At 64.4% G+C, this 15,186-nt stretch carries 12 protein-coding genes; 5 read left to right on the forward strand and 7 right to left on the reverse strand.

Annotation, left to right across the window (positions count from 1 at the left end):
- Window positions 1-38: 38 nt before the first annotated feature.
- From DJFAAGMI_RS16220 to DJFAAGMI_RS16245, 6 genes are all read right to left on the reverse strand, one after another.
- A complete protein-coding gene (locus DJFAAGMI_RS16220) occupies window positions 39-647 on the reverse strand; it encodes a 4'-phosphopantetheinyl transferase family protein (protein ID WP_211457895.1) in 609 nt (202 codons plus the stop codon).
- Window positions 647-4,753 carry a Pls/PosA family non-ribosomal peptide synthetase gene (locus tag DJFAAGMI_RS16225; protein WP_211457896.1) on the reverse strand — a complete coding sequence of 1,369 codons (4,107 nt, stop codon included), beginning with the start codon at window positions 4,751-4,753 and terminating at the stop codon, window positions 647-649. The genes DJFAAGMI_RS16220 and DJFAAGMI_RS16225 overlap by 1 nt, the downstream gene beginning before the upstream one ends.
- 267 nt (window positions 4,754-5,020) lie before the next feature.
- A complete protein-coding gene (locus tag DJFAAGMI_RS16230) occupies window positions 5,021-6,259 on the reverse strand; it encodes an alpha-hydroxy acid oxidase (protein WP_211457897.1) in 1,239 nt (412 codons plus the stop codon).
- A 146-nt stretch (window positions 6,260-6,405) separates the two neighbouring features.
- The gene (locus DJFAAGMI_RS16235) at window positions 6,406-7,386 is read right to left on the reverse strand and encodes a Bug family tripartite tricarboxylate transporter substrate binding protein (RefSeq protein WP_211457898.1); all 981 of its coding nucleotides are present in this window, start codon (window positions 7,384-7,386) and stop codon (window positions 6,406-6,408) included.
- A gap of 28 nt (window positions 7,387-7,414) precedes the next feature.
- Entirely contained in the window at window positions 7,415-8,110 is a 696-nt protein-coding gene (locus DJFAAGMI_RS16240) for an RraA family protein (RefSeq protein WP_211457899.1), read from the reverse strand.
- Window positions 8,107-9,114: a hydroxyacid dehydrogenase gene (locus DJFAAGMI_RS16245; RefSeq protein ID WP_211457900.1), complete on the reverse strand. Its 1,008-nt coding sequence runs from the start codon at window positions 9,112-9,114 to the stop codon at window positions 8,107-8,109. The genes DJFAAGMI_RS16240 and DJFAAGMI_RS16245 overlap by 4 nt, the downstream gene beginning before the upstream one ends.
- Before the next feature lie 87 nt (window positions 9,115-9,201).
- Here DJFAAGMI_RS16245 and DJFAAGMI_RS16250 point away from each other — a divergent pair, with 87 nt between their 5' ends.
- From DJFAAGMI_RS16250 to DJFAAGMI_RS16260, 3 genes are read left to right on the forward strand one after another with little or no spacing between them, the layout of a single operon-like run.
- On the forward strand, window positions 9,202-10,131 hold the full coding sequence (locus DJFAAGMI_RS16250) for a LysR substrate-binding domain-containing protein (RefSeq protein WP_087085177.1): 930 nt from the start codon (window positions 9,202-9,204) through the stop codon (window positions 10,129-10,131).
- 49 nt (window positions 10,132-10,180) lie between these two features.
- Window positions 10,181-10,417 (forward strand): hypothetical protein, encoded by a 237-nt coding sequence (locus tag DJFAAGMI_RS16255; RefSeq protein ID WP_419095616.1) that lies wholly within the window; start codon window positions 10,181-10,183, stop codon window positions 10,415-10,417.
- Window positions 10,418-10,470: 53 nt separating this feature from the next.
- Complete coding sequence (locus DJFAAGMI_RS16260; RefSeq protein WP_211457901.1) at window positions 10,471-10,980, forward strand: hypothetical protein; 510 nt, start codon at window positions 10,471-10,473, stop codon at window positions 10,978-10,980.
- 191 nt (window positions 10,981-11,171) lie between these two features.
- Here DJFAAGMI_RS16260 and DJFAAGMI_RS16265 read toward each other — a convergent pair whose 3' ends face one another.
- Window positions 11,172-11,906 (reverse strand): IclR family transcriptional regulator, encoded by a 735-nt coding sequence (locus DJFAAGMI_RS16265; RefSeq protein WP_249334376.1) that lies wholly within the window; start codon window positions 11,904-11,906, stop codon window positions 11,172-11,174.
- Window positions 11,907-12,136: 230 nt separating this feature from the next.
- On the opposite strand from DJFAAGMI_RS16265, the gene DJFAAGMI_RS16270 reads away from it, so the two are divergent.
- Window positions 12,137-13,783, forward strand: a complete 1,647-nt coding sequence (locus tag DJFAAGMI_RS16270) for a GMC family oxidoreductase (protein ID WP_211457903.1) — start codon at window positions 12,137-12,139, stop codon at window positions 13,781-13,783.
- Between the two features lie 44 nt (window positions 13,784-13,827).
- The gene (locus DJFAAGMI_RS16275) at window positions 13,828-15,165 is read left to right on the forward strand and encodes an MFS transporter (protein ID WP_211457904.1); all 1,338 of its coding nucleotides are present in this window, start codon (window positions 13,828-13,830) and stop codon (window positions 15,163-15,165) included.
- The last annotated feature ends 21 nt before the right edge of the window (window positions 15,166-15,186 follow it).

Below are 15,186 nucleotides of genomic sequence, written 5' to 3' on the forward strand. Positions count from 1 at the left end.
CTTTTTTTTGGGCGATCGAATCCTGATGTACGGCCTGTTCAGCGCACGCCGCCGCCGGCAGCGCCATACCAGGCCACGGCGCCCGCATAGCCAGCTGCGGGCTCCAGCGGTGCGCAGTCCATACCCGTCAGCCGCGCCTGCAGCGAGCCGCTCCATTCCGTCAGACCCAGGCCGGCGCATTTAAGCCTGGCTTCGTGCTGCGTCCAGGCGCTCGCAAATGCTTCGAAAAAAAGCGTGTCCGGCGCAATATCCAGAAACTTCCGAGCGGTTTCCGGCCTCAGAAACAGGCGCGCTACCTCCTCCAGCTCGCGGCGCGGCGTGGTCTCGTTCACGGCCTGGATATCCACACCTACCGCAGCCCGGTCATGCCAGGCCAGCAGTGCCAGTCCCGGCGCATGGCTGATGGAACATTGCGGCGCCGCAAGCGGCTTGCCGCGCAGCAACAACCGCGGCGCCTGGTTGCGCAGATTGCTGACCTCCAATTCGGCCTCGGTACAGCCTAGCTCCGGCGCCAGACAGGTGCGCAGCGCCGCCCGAGCCTGACCTCGCGCCCTGTCACGGTCTGCGGCATCCAGACCCTGTACCAACCGCAGCTGCGGCGCATCGGCTCGCCGCTCGCCGGCAAAGACGCAGGGCCGGATCTGCATCAGGCCATCCCGCTGCGGCGCCGGGCCGGTGCGGCCGGCGCGCCTTCCCAGCGCGTGCGCGCGGGCAGGGTCTCGCCCTTCATTACCAGGGTCAGCGGCCCGAGCTGTACGTCGTCTCCCACGCTGGCACTGTAGAGCACAGTGCAGCGCGCGCCCATGGTCACGCGGCTGCCTATGGACACATGGTCTATCTTCATCACCCGGTCCTCGAACAGATGGGTCTGCGGGCAGCACAGCGCGTTGAGCTCGCTGTGGGCGCCGATCGTCACGCAGTCATGCTCGGTGATGTCGGTGGTATCCAGATAGACGCTGGCCGCAATCTTGCAGCCCATCAGGTTCATGGCCAGTGGCAGCCAGGGTGTGCCACGCAGGTAACGCAGGAAGTTGGGCACGGCCATGCCCTCGTACATATTGGTCGCAGCCTCGGAGAGCCAGACAAAAGGTGTCCACATGGGCACGGCCGTCCTGCCGTAGCGCCTGATCGCCAGCCATTTGAACAGCGCCACCAGAAAGAACGCCACGATCCCGAAGACCACCCCCGAAATGGCCAGGTCCAGCACCACGGCCCCCAAGCGCTCTTCAGAAGCCAGAGGCATCGCATCCAGCACGATGGCATAGCCGACGGCAATCACCAGCGCATGTGGAACGGCAATGCGAACGGCCTCCACCAACCCGCGCGCGACTCGCCGCCACGCAGAAGGCGCAAACGTCAGATGCTCGGGATAGCCCTGTGCGACCTCGCGCGCCGGCAAATTGATCGCGGGTGCCCCCAGCCAGGTATCGCCACTTTGCATGTCCGCATTGCGTGGAACGGCCGTCATCACGCCTATGAGCACATTCTCGGGGATGGTCGAGCCATCGGGCACATAGGCGCCGTTGCCGATGAAACTGCGGCGCGACACCACCGTGGGCTTGACCGTCATCCAGCCGCCGTCGATGAGCTCGTCGCCCAGCATCACGGCATCGGCCACAAAGCATTCGTCACCCAGCGTCAACATATCGGGCACCACGCCCAGCGCGGTGGACAGCTCGGTCTGCCTGCCGACCTTGGCGCCCAGCAGCCGGTACCAGGTGGAGGAGTAGACCGTGGCGTAGATGCCGTGCAGCGTGGACAGGCTCGCCTCCTGGATCTGGTTGACCAGCCATTTGCCCAGGTAACGCCCGCTGTGCACCGACCAGGTACCGGCCCGCGTGCGCGGCAGGAACAGATAGCGCACCAGTGCCGCCGCCAGCACCGTGCATGCCACCAGCACCAGGCTGGATGGCAGTGCCAGCACGAAGAACTTGAGAAGGCGCAGCATGAAGGCCCCCCCCGCATCGACCACACCCTGCTCCAGCAACGGCCGCACCGAAATCGCCTCGACGTCGAGCACGTCGATCAGCATGAAGGTCGGGAACACCGGCATGAAGAACAGCGTGGCCACCAGCAGGCCTCCCGCCAGGAAGACCAGCATCTCCAGGGCCTGGCGCAGCCGACCCGCAGTCTGGCGCGGCGGCAGGCTGGCAGGGTCGAACTCGCCCACGGCCCGCGCCGGCGAGCCGGCCCAGATGCTGCGCGCGGGCTGGACCATGCCGTCGGCCAGCGCCGACTGACCCTCGAGGTGGGCCCAGTCTTCGAGGCGGGTATTGCCTTCCACGACCACATATGAGCCTATGCAGACCTGGTTGCCGATGGCGATACGGCCCAGCACCAGCTCACCGCCTTCGACGCGCGCGTTCTCCAGGCTCACGGCATTGCCCACACTCACGCCGTCGCCGATGACCAGCAGGTCGGGCACGCGCACCGTCATCGAGCCGAGATTGGTCTCAAGGCCCACTTTCGCGCCCAGCGCACGCAGCCACAGCGGGTGCAGCGAGGAACCGGTGATCATCGCGATGGGCACGGCCTCCACCAGCCGGTCGGCAAACCACCAGCGGAAATAGGTCCATCCCCACAGCGGGTAGCGCCCGGGCTTGAGGCGCCCGGCGACCAGCCATTTGCCGGCCCAGGCGATCGCGAATTCGGCCAGGGTGGCGATCGCGAAAGCCAGCACCGACATGGCCACGGCAAACCAGACCGAGTCGTTCTCGTCGCCGGTGAAGAAGTGATAGGTGAAGAACGGCGCCAGCCACTGTGCCATCTTGATCAGCACCAGCAGCGGAATCGCCACCGCCTGGGCCGCGCCGCAGCGCCAGCGCCGCCACGCGGAATGGATGCGAAACGGCCGCGGCGGAACGCCCGCTATGGCTTCATCATCGGCCAGCATGGCGGCCTGCAGTGCATCGGCGATCAGGCCTATGTGGCGCTGCTGGTAGATGGTGCTCACCGTGGCCCGGGCAAAGCGTGTATCGGCGCGCAGCAGCGAGGTCAGCCGCGCCGCGAGCAGGGAATGCCCGCCCAGGTCGCTGAAGAAGTCCAGCCCGCGGCGTATGGACTGCCCCGGGAAAAGCTGGACCAGGGCCGCGAACAGCACTTCCTCGGCCGGAGTTTCGGGCAGGTCGGAGCCGCAAGCATCCATCGCTGCAGACAGCTGCCGGACCTTGAGTGCCTTGCGGTCTATCTTGCCCGAGGTCAGGCGCGGCATCTCGGCCAGCGCCTCGAAGCGCGCGGGCGCCATATAGGGCGGCAGGCGCTCGGCCAGGGCGGCACGCAGCGTGGAATGCGCAGGCGGTGCGGCAACCTCGGTGGGCACGTAGAAGGCGACCAGCTGGTCTATGCCCTCGTCCTGACGCAGCAGCACCGCCGTGGTACCCACGCCCGGCTGCTGAGCCATCACGGCCTCGATCTCGCCGAGCTCCACGCGAAAACCACGGATCTTGACCTGGTCGTCGGCCCGGCCCAGGCAGTGGATCTGGCCGTGCTCGTCGATGCGCGCCAGATCCCCGGTGCGGTACAGCCGCGTATCGTGCAGCCCCTGAGCCCAGGGATTGGCGAGGAATTTCTCGGCCGTCAGCTCGGGGCGGCCCAGGTAACCAGCCGCCACGCCGGGGCCGGTGATGCACAGCTCGCCGACCTCGCCTTGCGGCAAGCCCACCAGAGCAGGCGCGGTGCCGGCCGGAAAGCTGTCGGCCTCGATCACCTGCACCACCACCAGGCCGTAGTTGGGCAGCGGCGTGCCGATGGTGACCGGCTCGCCGGCCCGCAGTTCGGCCAGGCTGGCCGACACCGTGGCCTCGGTCGGCCCATAGGTGTTGAACATCTGGCGCTGCCCACCGTCCTCCCGGTTGGCCCAGCGCGCCACCAGGGATTCGGGGCACATCTCGCCGCCAAGATTGATGAGACGCAAAGTCGGCACATCCTGCGCGAACAGCGCCAGCAGCGTGGGAACGGCGTGCAGCACCGTCACCTGCTGCTCCATCAGCGCGCGCGGCAGGGCCTCCGGGTCACCGGCGATCTCGCGCGGCGCCAGCCACAGCGTCGCGCCCACGAGGTAGCTGATCCAGATCTCCTCAAACGACATGTCGAAGGCCACCGAGAAGCCCTGGTAGACCTTGTCGCCCCGGTGCACGCCAAGCCGCGCATTCTCGCTGCGCAGAAAGTGGCAGATGCTGCCCTGGGTGATGGCGATACCCTTGGGCTTGCCCGTGGAGCCACTGGTATAGATCACATAGGCCGGGTGGCCGGGCTGCGCGCCATCGCGCCGGCGCAGCGCCGTACCCGCCGGCAGCGGCGCCAGCAGTGCGGTATCGCTGAAGACCTGCGCTGAAATACCTGCCTGGGCTTGCACCAGATGCGTCTGCCGCTCCGCGATCAATAGCGCCTTGGCATTCGCATCGCCGAGGCAGGTGGCGATGCGTTCGGTGGGCGTTTCGGCATCGAAGGGAAGCCAGGCCGCGCCGGTCTTGGCGATCGCCAGCTGCAGCGTGAGCAGCTCCATGCCGCGCGGCAGCCACAGGCCCACCATGTCGCCGGGGCGGATGCCGGCCTCGATCAGCCGGTGCGCGGCACGGTTGGCATCGGCATCCAGCTCCGCATAGCTGCACTGACGCAACTGCTCGCCCTGTCCCTCGATCAGCGCTATCTGTTCGGGGTGGGCCGCGGCGGTCGCTTCGAAGATATCGGCCAGCACCTCGTGGCGCAGCAGGTCCGGCCTCTCGGGCCCACGTAAAACAACAGTGTCAGACATAGATCAGCGGCTTACCCGGAGCAACCATGCGTCCGAACCTGGTGACGCCGCTCTTTTCTGTCTGCCATTATTGAGCGTACCGCTCGCTTTGAGTGTTGCGCAGCCGGCTTCTCGCCCCGGCGTCGCACAATATTTGCATTCATGGAGAGCAATCACGGCAGCGAACCTGCCAGGCCTTCGACGGCTGCAGAGGCGGCCTCGCATCAAGGTGCAACTGCTGCCGGGCGCATGCCTCCGGCAAGCAATTCGTGGCCTTACCCTGCGGGATCAGCTGCGGCGATGCAGGTGCTCGCGCCGCATGCCGTGCGGGCTCTGCACACCGATCAAGGCCATATTGCGCCGGATCTCGGAGGCCAGAATGCCGGCCGCGTGCAGGATTCCCGCCTCCCCCGCCACGGCTCCTGCGTAATTGAAGGGCCGGCCCACAAAGACGAACTTGGCTCCCAGTGCCAGTGCCAGCAGCACATCGTTGCCACGCCGGAAGCCGCTGTCGATCATGACCGCATATTCGGGCCCCAGCGCATCGACCACCTGCGCCAGCGTCTCCATGGGCGATATCGAGCCGTCGAGCTGCCTGCCGCCGTGGTTGGACAGAATGATGCCGTTCGCCCCTGCATCGCGCGCGGACAGCGCATCCTGGGGCCGCAGAATCCCTTTGACGACCAGATTGCCTTGCCAGCGCTGGCGGATCAGGGCCAGATGATCCCAGCTCAGATGGTCGCGTGCCCCGAAGTCGCGCGTGACGCTGGAGGAGAGAATGGGAGCACCGCGCGTGGCCTGCGAATTCTCGAAATGCGGCATGCCATGACAAACCAGGGTGCGCAGGGCCGTGCCCAGCAGCCAGCGCGGATGGGTGATGCCGTCCCAGGCCAGACGCAAGCTGGGCCGCAGCGGCGTTGAGAAACCCGCGCGGATATTGTTCTCGCGGTTGCCCGAGACCGGCGTGTCGACCGTCACCACCAGGGTCTTGAAACCTGCGGCCTCGACACGGTCCAGCAGCCTGAGGATGCGCTCCTTCTCTCCGGGCACATAGGCCTGGAACCAGGCTTGCGGGTTGGCCTTGGCCACCTCTTCCATCGCGATCAGCGAAGTGCCGCTGAGTATGGCCGGGATATGGGCCCGCGCAGCGGCCCGTGCCTGGATCAGATCGCCCCGATAGGCGGACAGTGCGCTGATGCCCATCGGGGCGATACCGAAAGGAGCTGCATAGGTCTGTCCCATCAGCGTCGTTGCCAGCGTGCGCCCTGAGGTGTCGGTCAGCACGCTGCTCATCCAGCGGTAGCTGTCGAAGACCTCGCGGTTGCCGCGCAGGGACTTGTCGGTCTCGCAGCCGCCGCTCACATAGGCAAAGATGGGCGCCGGCAGATGCCTGCGCGCCGCTGTCTCGAAATCATCCAGAGACAGGATGCCGCGCAGCCTGCGAGGCGTGCCCGGCTGCGCATCCGCGCGGGACGGCGCAGACGATGCAGGAGCGTTGAATTTCTCGATATCGAATCGGGCTTGCATGAGGTGGGCGCTGAAACGTTGGCACTGGTTGCAGGAAATCGCCCCAGGCGCTTTCCTGCAATTGAAAAAGCTGCTCTTGAGACGCCTTTCAGAGCACAGGAAATGCGGCGCCGGTGCGGTTGCTCGCCCGCCCCGGCCCGAGGCACTCAGTTGAGCTTGATCTGGGCTTCGCGGATCAGCTTGCCCCACTTGGCATGCTCGCTCTTGATCCAGGCGCCGAACTTCTCCGCACCGGCCGGCGTCGGCATGCTGCCCTCCTGCGCCAGCTTGTCCTGCACCTCCTTGGTGGCCAGCAGCTTCATGGTGGCATCGCCGATGCGCCTGACCACATCGGGCGGCATGTTCGCGGGGCCCACCAGGCCCAGCCAGGTCGAAGCCTCGAAATCGGCATAGCCCTGCTCGGCCACCGTGGGCACATCGGGCAGGGAAGGCACGCGCTGCGCCGAAGTCACGGCCAGGGCGCGGACCTTGCCCGAGGTCAGCTGCTGCATCACGGATACGGTGTTGCCGAAGTACAGCTCCACCTGTCCGCCCAGCAGATCCGTCATCGCCTGGTTCGCGCCCTTGTAGGGCACCTGCAGGATCTGGATGCCTGCGCGGCGCGCCAGCATCTCGCCGGCCAGGTGACCCACCGTGCCGTTGCCGGCCTGGGCTATGCCGTAAGTGCCGGGCCTGGCCTTGGCAGCCTTGATGAAGTCGCCCAGATTCTTGAAGGGCGAACCGGCGCGCACGGTCAGCACCACGGGCTGCAGGGCCACGCTGACAATGGGAGTGAAGTCCTTGAGCGGATCAAAGGGCATCTTGGCATACAGGCTGGGATTGATCGCCAGATTCGCAGCCTGGCCCATGCCTATGGTGTAGCCGTCGGGCGCCGCCTTGGCCACGGCATCAAGGCCGATGTTGCCGCCCGCGCCCGGCTTGTTGTCCACCACCACCGTCCAGCCCATGCCCAGATTGAGCTTGTCCGCCACCAGTCGCGAAGTGGCGTCGGTGCCGCCGCCCGGCGGAAAGGGCACCACCATGCGCACCGGACGCTGAGGCCATTCGCCCGCCGCGCTGGCCATGCCCGGCAAACCAACGGTCAGTGCGGCCAAGGCAGCCGCCGTCAGAAATATTCTTTTATGCATGTCTTGTCTCCTGAATGAATGTCCCGCCTCAGACCGGCAGGCCCTTGGCGCGCAGCACCGCATCGAAGCGCTCGGGGTCGGCAGTGCCCTCGCGATTGCTTTCGCGGATGGCGGCTTCCTTGACCAGATGCGCCCGGCTGCGCTGCAGAATCTCGGCCGCATCCGCCGCAGGCACGGCAATCACGCCATCGGCATCGCCCACGATCAGATCGCCGGGCAGCACCGCCATGCCGGCGCAGGAAACCGGCACATTGATCTCGCCCGGGCCATCCTTGCTGGGACCTCGATGGGTGTGACCACGCGCGAAGATCGGCATGCCTTCCTCGGCCCATTCGCACAGATCGCGGATGGCACCGTCTATCACCAGGCCGGCGAGCTTGCGCGCCACACAGGTGGTGCGCATCAGACCGCCGACCAGGGCCTGGGAGACATCGCCCCCACCGTCGATGACCAACACATCGCCGGGCTGCACCATCATCAGCGCCTTGTGAATCATGAGGTTGTCGCCGGGGCGCACACGCACGGTGACGGCCGGCCCGCAGAGCACGGCATCGAGCCTGGCGTGGTATTGGCGCAGACCCAGAGTGCCGACATTGCGGCTCATGGAGTCGCCGATGGCCGCCACCGGAATGGACTTGAATGCCTCGACGACCTCGGCCTCGGGGCCAGGGACGCGCGGATTGATGCGATAGCCCGCGGGCCACTGTTTTGCACTATTGCTCATGCAGGTTCTCCGGAAAAAGAGGAATGGGATTCAAGGACCTCGGGGTTCACGCAACGGCTGGCGGCCACGGGCCGGCCTTGCAGCCAGCCCAGCACATTAGCGGCCGCACCGGCGGCCATGGCGGCCAGCGCCGCAGGCGTGGAACCACCCACATGCGGCGTCAGAACCACGTTCGGCAGGGCCGCCAGTGCGGAGTCCGCAGGCAGGGGCTCCACGGCCATGGTGTCCAGACCGGCCGCATGCAGGTGGCCACTGCGCAGGGCCTCGACAAGTGCGGGTTCGTCCACCACTTCGCCGCGTGCGGTGTTGATCAGGATGGCGCCCTGCGGCAGGCGAGCCAGTCGCGCCGTGTCCAGCATGCAGCGGGTGTGCCGGTTGAGCGGTACATGCAGACTGAGCACATCGGCCAGCGGCAGCAACTCGTCCAGCGAAGCCAGCAGCTTCACACCCGCCACGGGGCTGGCCTGCAGCGCCGGATCGAAGGCGGCCACCTGCATGCCCAGGGCCTGGCAAACCTGGGCCACACGCTGGCCGACCTGACCGAAGCCGACCAGGCCCAGCGTCTTGCCGGACAGCTCGATGCCGTCCTGGGCGCGCGACCAGCGGCCGCCGCGCACTTCCGCATCCATCCAGGCAATGCGGCGGGCCGCAGCAAACAGCAGGCCCAGGGTCATCTCGGCCACGGACTGCGCGTTCGCCCCGGGCGTCACATAGACCGGAATGCCGCGCGCGCCGGCTGCGGCCACATCGATATTGCTCACGCCCACGCCATGCTTGGAGATGACCTTGAGCGTGGGGCACGAAGCGATGGCGTGTGCCGAGAGCTCCAGGGTGCGCGAGATCACGGCATCGACGGGCTCGGTGGCCATGATGCGCTCCACCGCCCCGGCATCATCGCCGGGCGCCAGATAGATCACCCGCGCACCGGCCCTGGCAAGAAGATCCGCCCCGCTGGAAGCCAGCTTGGGAGCGGTGACGAAAACGGTAAAGGCTTGTGTTGACATAAGGACTCCGATGAGCCCGGATTCTTGTCAGCATCAATCATTCCGTCTATTCGATAATATTCATTCAATCATCACTTTTATTCATCGATGGACCTGCATCTGCGCGATCTGCGCTTCTTCGAGATCGTGGCCGAGCTGGGCCACCTTGGACGGGCTGCCGAACAGCTGGGCCGCACCCAGCCGGCGCTGACCAAATGCATGCAGCGGCTGGAACAGGCAGTGGGCGGAGCATTGTTCGAGCGCGCCGGGCGCGGCATACAGCTCACGCCCGCAGGGCAGGTGCTGCTGGCCCGCGCACGCATGCTGCGCAACGCCAGCCAGGAGGCGCTGCGCGAGGTACGCGATTTCAACGAGGGGATTTCGGGCCATGTGCGCATAGGCAGCGGCCCCGTAGCCGCCGACCATCTGCTGCCCGAGCTGTGCAGCAAGGCGCTTGCCGGCGGGCGCAAGATCACCATCAGCATCGTGATCGGCCCGAGCTGGGAACTGCGCGACCGCCTGCGAGAAGGTCAGCTCGACCTGCTGATCGGTCTGACGGCCGAAGGCGATGCGGAACTGGTCTCCTACCCCATCGTCGAGGATGTGGTCGTGGTGGCCGCCAGCCGCACGCATCCCATCTTCGAAAAATCCCGCATCACGCCGGCCGCGCTGCTGCAGCACTCCTGGGCCCTGCCCAGCGCCAACATTCCCAGTCGCCAGTGGCTGGATCAGGCTTTTACGTCGCGCGGCATGTCACCGCCCACGGTACAGGTCGAGGCGGGCTCCATTCCGCTGTTGCCGCGCATGGTGGCGAAGACGGATCTGCTGACCTTCGTCTCGCGCCACACGCTGCGGCTGGAGCGCAGCCGCACGCTCAAGGAGGTTCGCCTTGCCGCCACCACGCTGCGCCGTCACCTGGGCGTGACCTGCCGCAGGGACGGCTACCTGTCGCCCGCTGCCCAGCAGATTCTCAAGCTGCTGCGCGACGACGGACCCACGCTGTTCGGCAGCGACGAGGCTTCCTTTGACGATATGTGAGCATGGCTGAAACCGCCCAGGCCCAGGCATCAATCCCACGCTCTTCGCCATGGCGGTGATCGTCAACCTCACGCTGGGCGTGATCACGCCACCGGTCGGCGGCCTGCTGTTCGCGGCTGACATGCCCACGCGCGCGTCCATCACAGCCCTGGCATGCGAGTGCCACGGTTTCTGCATGCCCCGGCCTTGCCTGCCGACCGTCACCCCGGCACTGACCAGCAGGCCGCCGCATACGCAGGGCTTCCAGCAGCAACCATGCAGCCTTTTCATCGCCCGCTGCAATTGACCGCAGCAGTATCTCCGGGACAATGCCTGCATCCACCTTCTCAAAGCAGGACCATGAAGAAATTGCTGACCCTGCTGATGCTTGCCGCTCTCAGCCCCATTGCATCGGCCGTTCTGAAGTGCGAAAGCGGCAGTCGCATCTGGTACCAGGATACGGACTGCCCGCCCGGCAGCTCAAGCACGACCATCGCCCCCGCTGCGCCCTTGCAGAACGCTCCGCTGTCCGGCAGCGGCCATGTCATCTCGGTGCCTCAGGAGGCGGCCCGCCCCTTGCCTGCGCCGTCCGGTCACCTGCCCGCAGCAGTCTATGAACGGGAAGCACGAATGTGCCTTGACTGGTACAAGAAAGAGATGCAATTGCCCGCCAACACCCAGGTTCTGGACTTCACCAAAGACAAGCGGGTGCTGACCATCACCATTCCCGTACGCATCTCGGTGATGAACTACCTGGGCGGCTTCTCCGAGAGCACGGTCAACAAGCAGGCCTCCTGCGAAATTCACAACGGTCGGCTCGATGACGGCTGGACCCGGATTCACGCCAAGAGAAGCGGCTGGATCCAGTAGCCACAGCTTCGCTGTCGTGGGCCAGGGCGACCTCAGCCGACCTGCCCGGGCACTCGGAGCGAAAGGCATTCCGCAGCATCTGCCCGGGCCGCTCCTGAGTTATTCAAGCATGCCAAGACCCCTGTCGGCGCGACCTCTTTACTTCGCAACCCGCATTCAGTGCATGGCGCTCCGTGCCTTAGCCGGTGCGGCTAAAACAACAGCTTGCCCATGCGTTGCGCAGCAGCCTGCAGATGCGACAAGCCCGTAAGCGCCTGCTCCAAGGACAGGCGTGCCTGCGGCGCATGCACTGCCAGTGCAGCACGACACAGATCTTTGTCATCCTTGATCGGTACGGCCACGGCAATCATTCCCAGCATGAACTCCTCGCGGTCGCAAGCGTAGCCATTCTCTTGAATCTGCCGGACCTCTTTGGCCAGAGCGGCGGCAGACTGCAATGTGTGAGAAGTGCAGGGTGTGAGTGCCAGGTTTTCCAGAACGTCCAGGCGGCGCTGAGGTGCCATATGTGCGAGGAAAAGCTTGCCACTCGCAGTCGCATGCAAGGGAACCTGCGAACCGACTTCCAGCTGCATGCGCAAAGGCCAATGCGTCTCCACCCGGTCCAGATAGCGTACGCGCGTTCCATCCAGCACCGTGAGGTTGCACGTTTCACCAAGCGTCTGCACCAGCTGAGACAGCACCTCATGGCGCAAGGCCTGGCGCGGATCGCATTGCAGGGCTTTCACCGCAAGACTGAGCAAGCGCGGACCCGGTGCAAAACTGCGATCCCCCTCGTGCCGCGTCAGCCACTGCCGCGACTCCAATCCAGAGCACAAACGCGAAGCCGTGGCCTTGGGAAAGTTCAGAGCATTGGCGATTTCCATCAACCCTGGAGGCTCGCTGCTTTGGGTCACGTAATCCAGCACCGCGAGCGCACGGTCCGACATTGAGCTGGGATCTTCCAGGGATGGCTGTGCGACATCGGAAACAGTTTGTGGAATAGCTGCAGGCATGACGGGAATGATGGCACAGCTCTCAGATACGCCAGTTAAAAGCCCGTGCGTCCTGGTATTTACACGAGCAAGGGAAAGCGCTGATTACAGCTGTCAAGCACATCCATAGAGTTCCACCAAAAGGAACTAATAGTTCCCCTCAACAGAACACAAGGAGATTTGCTGTGTCAGATGCGATCGCAAGTTATGACTACGTCATCGTCGGCGCCGGCTCTGCCGGATGCGTTCTCGCGGCACGACTTTCCGAAGACCCCGGCAACAAAGTCCTGCTGCTGGAGGCAGGGCCTCCCGACCGCTCCCTCTGGATCCACTTGCCCATCGGCTATGGCAAAACCATGTGGAGTCCTCAATACAACTGGCGCTTCGAGACGGATCCCGACCCCAATATGAACGGGCGCAGAATCTACTGGCCTCGGGGCAAGACCCTGGGAGGAAGCAGCTCCATCAACGGCCTGATCTATGTGCGCGGTCAGGCACAGGACTACGATCACTGGGCCGCACTGGGCAACCCGGGCTGGTCTTATGCAGACGTGCTGCCCTACTTCATCAAGTCAGAAGGCAATGCGAGAGGCTCGATCGACTCCCATGGCGGAGCCGGCCCGCTCAAGGTCTCGGATATCGGGGCCAAGCACGAACTGATTGAAGCCTTTATTGCAGGCGCCGAGCAGATCGGCGTTCCGCGCACCAGTGACTTCAACGGACGCCAGCAAGAAGGTGCAGGCTACTACCAGCTGACAACGAGCAAGGGCCTGCGCTGCAGCACCGCCAAGGGCTATCTCGGTCCCGCCCGCAACCGCCCCAATCTGCATATTGAAACCGACGCCATGGCCACCGGGCTGATCATGCGCGGCAAACGTGCCATAGGCGTGAACTTTCGCCAGAACGGCAGGATGCGCAAGGCGATGGCCCATGCAGAGGTCATCCTGTCCGCCGGCGCCATTCAATCACCCCAGCTCTTGCAGCTATCGGGCATAGGCCCTCGTGCATTGCTGCAAAGCCTCGAAGTTCCCGTCGTGCACGAGTTGCCGGGAGTGGGCGAAAACCTGCAAGACCATTTGCAGATCCGTCTGAGCTATGAGTGCAGCAAACCGATCACCACCAACGATCAGCTGAACTCATGGATTGGCACGACCAAGCTGGGGCTGGAATGGCTTTTTTATCGTTCGGGTCCGCTGGCCGTCGGCATCAATCAAGGCGGCTGTTTCATGCGGGCGCTCAAGAATGCGGACGGAAGCCCCGCCGCCAGCACACCTGACATCCAGTTTCATGTGTCCACGCTCTCCGCGGACATGGCCGGTGGCAAGGTGCACCCTTACTCGGGCTTCACCATGTCGGTATGTCAATTGCGTCCCGAATCTCGCGGCCATGTGCGTATCCGGTCCAGAGATCCCTTTGCTCCGCCGGCGATGCAGCCCAACTACCTGAGCACGGAACTCGACCAACGCACCAATGTGGCGGCCATACGCTCGGCCCGACAGATTGCTCAATCTGCGGCCATGGCTCCTTACGTCAAGCGCGAAGTCAAGCCCGGTCCATCGATGCAAAGCGATGAGGAATTGCTGGAGTTCTGCCGCGACAACGGCGCCACGATCTTCCACCCCAGCGGCACCTGTCGCATGGGCGCAGCCCAGGACCCGATGGCCGTGGTGGATGCGCGTTTGCGCGTCCACGGCATCCAGGGGCTTCGTGTGGTCGATTGCTCAATCATGCCGACGCTGGTCTCAGGCAACACCAACGCCCCCGTCGTCATGATTGCCGAGAAGGCCGCCGATCTGATCCAAGAGGACGCAAGGCAGTTTCAAGTCGCATGACTGCTTGAAAGTTCAAACCACGCGACAAGACACCAGGAGACATCATGGCCAGAGACAGTGATCCCAAGGTAGTTCGTAAGGTAGTCACCTCCGCGCTGATCGGAGCCACCATCGAGTGGTATGACTTCTTTCTGTACGGCGTGGTCGCCGGCATCGTGTTCAGCAAGCTCTACTTTCCGGGAGAAGATCCCTTGATCTCCACTCTCCTGGCCTACACCACATTCGCCGTCGGCTTCGTAACCCGACCTCTTGGAGGCATCATTTTCGGCCACTTCGGCGACAAGATCGGACGCAAGAGCATGCTCGTCATCACGCTCATGATTATGGGCGTTTCGACCTTTCTCATCGGGCTGACTCCGACCTATGAACAGATCGGGATCGCCGCACCAATTCTTCTCTTGCTGCTGCGCGTCGCGCAAGGCATAGGGCTCGGAGGCGAATGGGGGGGCGCCGTGCTGATGGCCTATGAATATGCCCCCAAGAACCAGCAAGGCTTCTACGCTTCACTGCCTCAGATCGGCCTGGCCATAGGCTTGTTCATGGCATCAGGCATCGTGGCACTGCTGTCCTGGCTATGCACCGATGAGCAGTTCATGGCCTGGGGCTGGCGTATTGCCTTTCTGATCTCGGGGCTGATGGTGCTGGTCGGCATGTACATCCGTCTACATGTCCAGGAGACCCCGGAGTTTGCCGCCGTCAAGGAGCACAATGCGGAGACCGCCATTCCCTTTTTTGACATGATGCGCCGCTATCCCGGCAACGTGCTCAAGGGTATGGGGGCACGCTATATCGACGGTGTTTTCTTCAACGTCTTCGGCGTTTTTTCCATCAGCTATCTGAGCGACATCGTCAAGATATCGCGCACCGATGCGCTCATAGGCGTGATGCTGGCAGCTGTGGTGATGTGCCTCACCATCCCTTTCTTTGGCCGCCTGTCCGACCGAATGGGACGTGCCCGCACCTATATGTGGGGCTCACTCATTACCGCCATCTCGGCCTTTCCTGCCTTCTGGCTGATGACGAACAGCAACGGCAACCCGATGCTCATCTGGGCTGCGATCGTCATTCCGTTTGGCGTGCTTTATGCGTCGGTCTATGGCCCGGAAGCAGCCCTTTTCTGCGACCTTTTCGACGCCAAGGTGCGCTACACCGGCATCTCCTTCGTCTATCAGTTCTCGGGCATCTTTGCAGCGGGCATCACCCCCATCATCGCGACCAGTCTGATCAAGGCTAGCGGCGGCTCTCCCTGGCTGATCTGCCTGTACGTGCTGTTTGCAGGTCTGGTCTCCGCACTGTGCGCACGCTCCATTGCACGCACACCGCAAACGCAGATGGAAGCTCACGCACCGGCATCCCCGGCCAGCAAGTACCGCAGCGCTTAGTTCACGCCGTCCGGGCAGGGC

It is taken from the genome of Comamonas brasiliensis (assembly GCF_018292285.1).
GTDB classification, from domain to species: domain Bacteria; phylum Pseudomonadota; class Gammaproteobacteria; order Burkholderiales; family Burkholderiaceae_C; genus Comamonas; species Comamonas brasiliensis.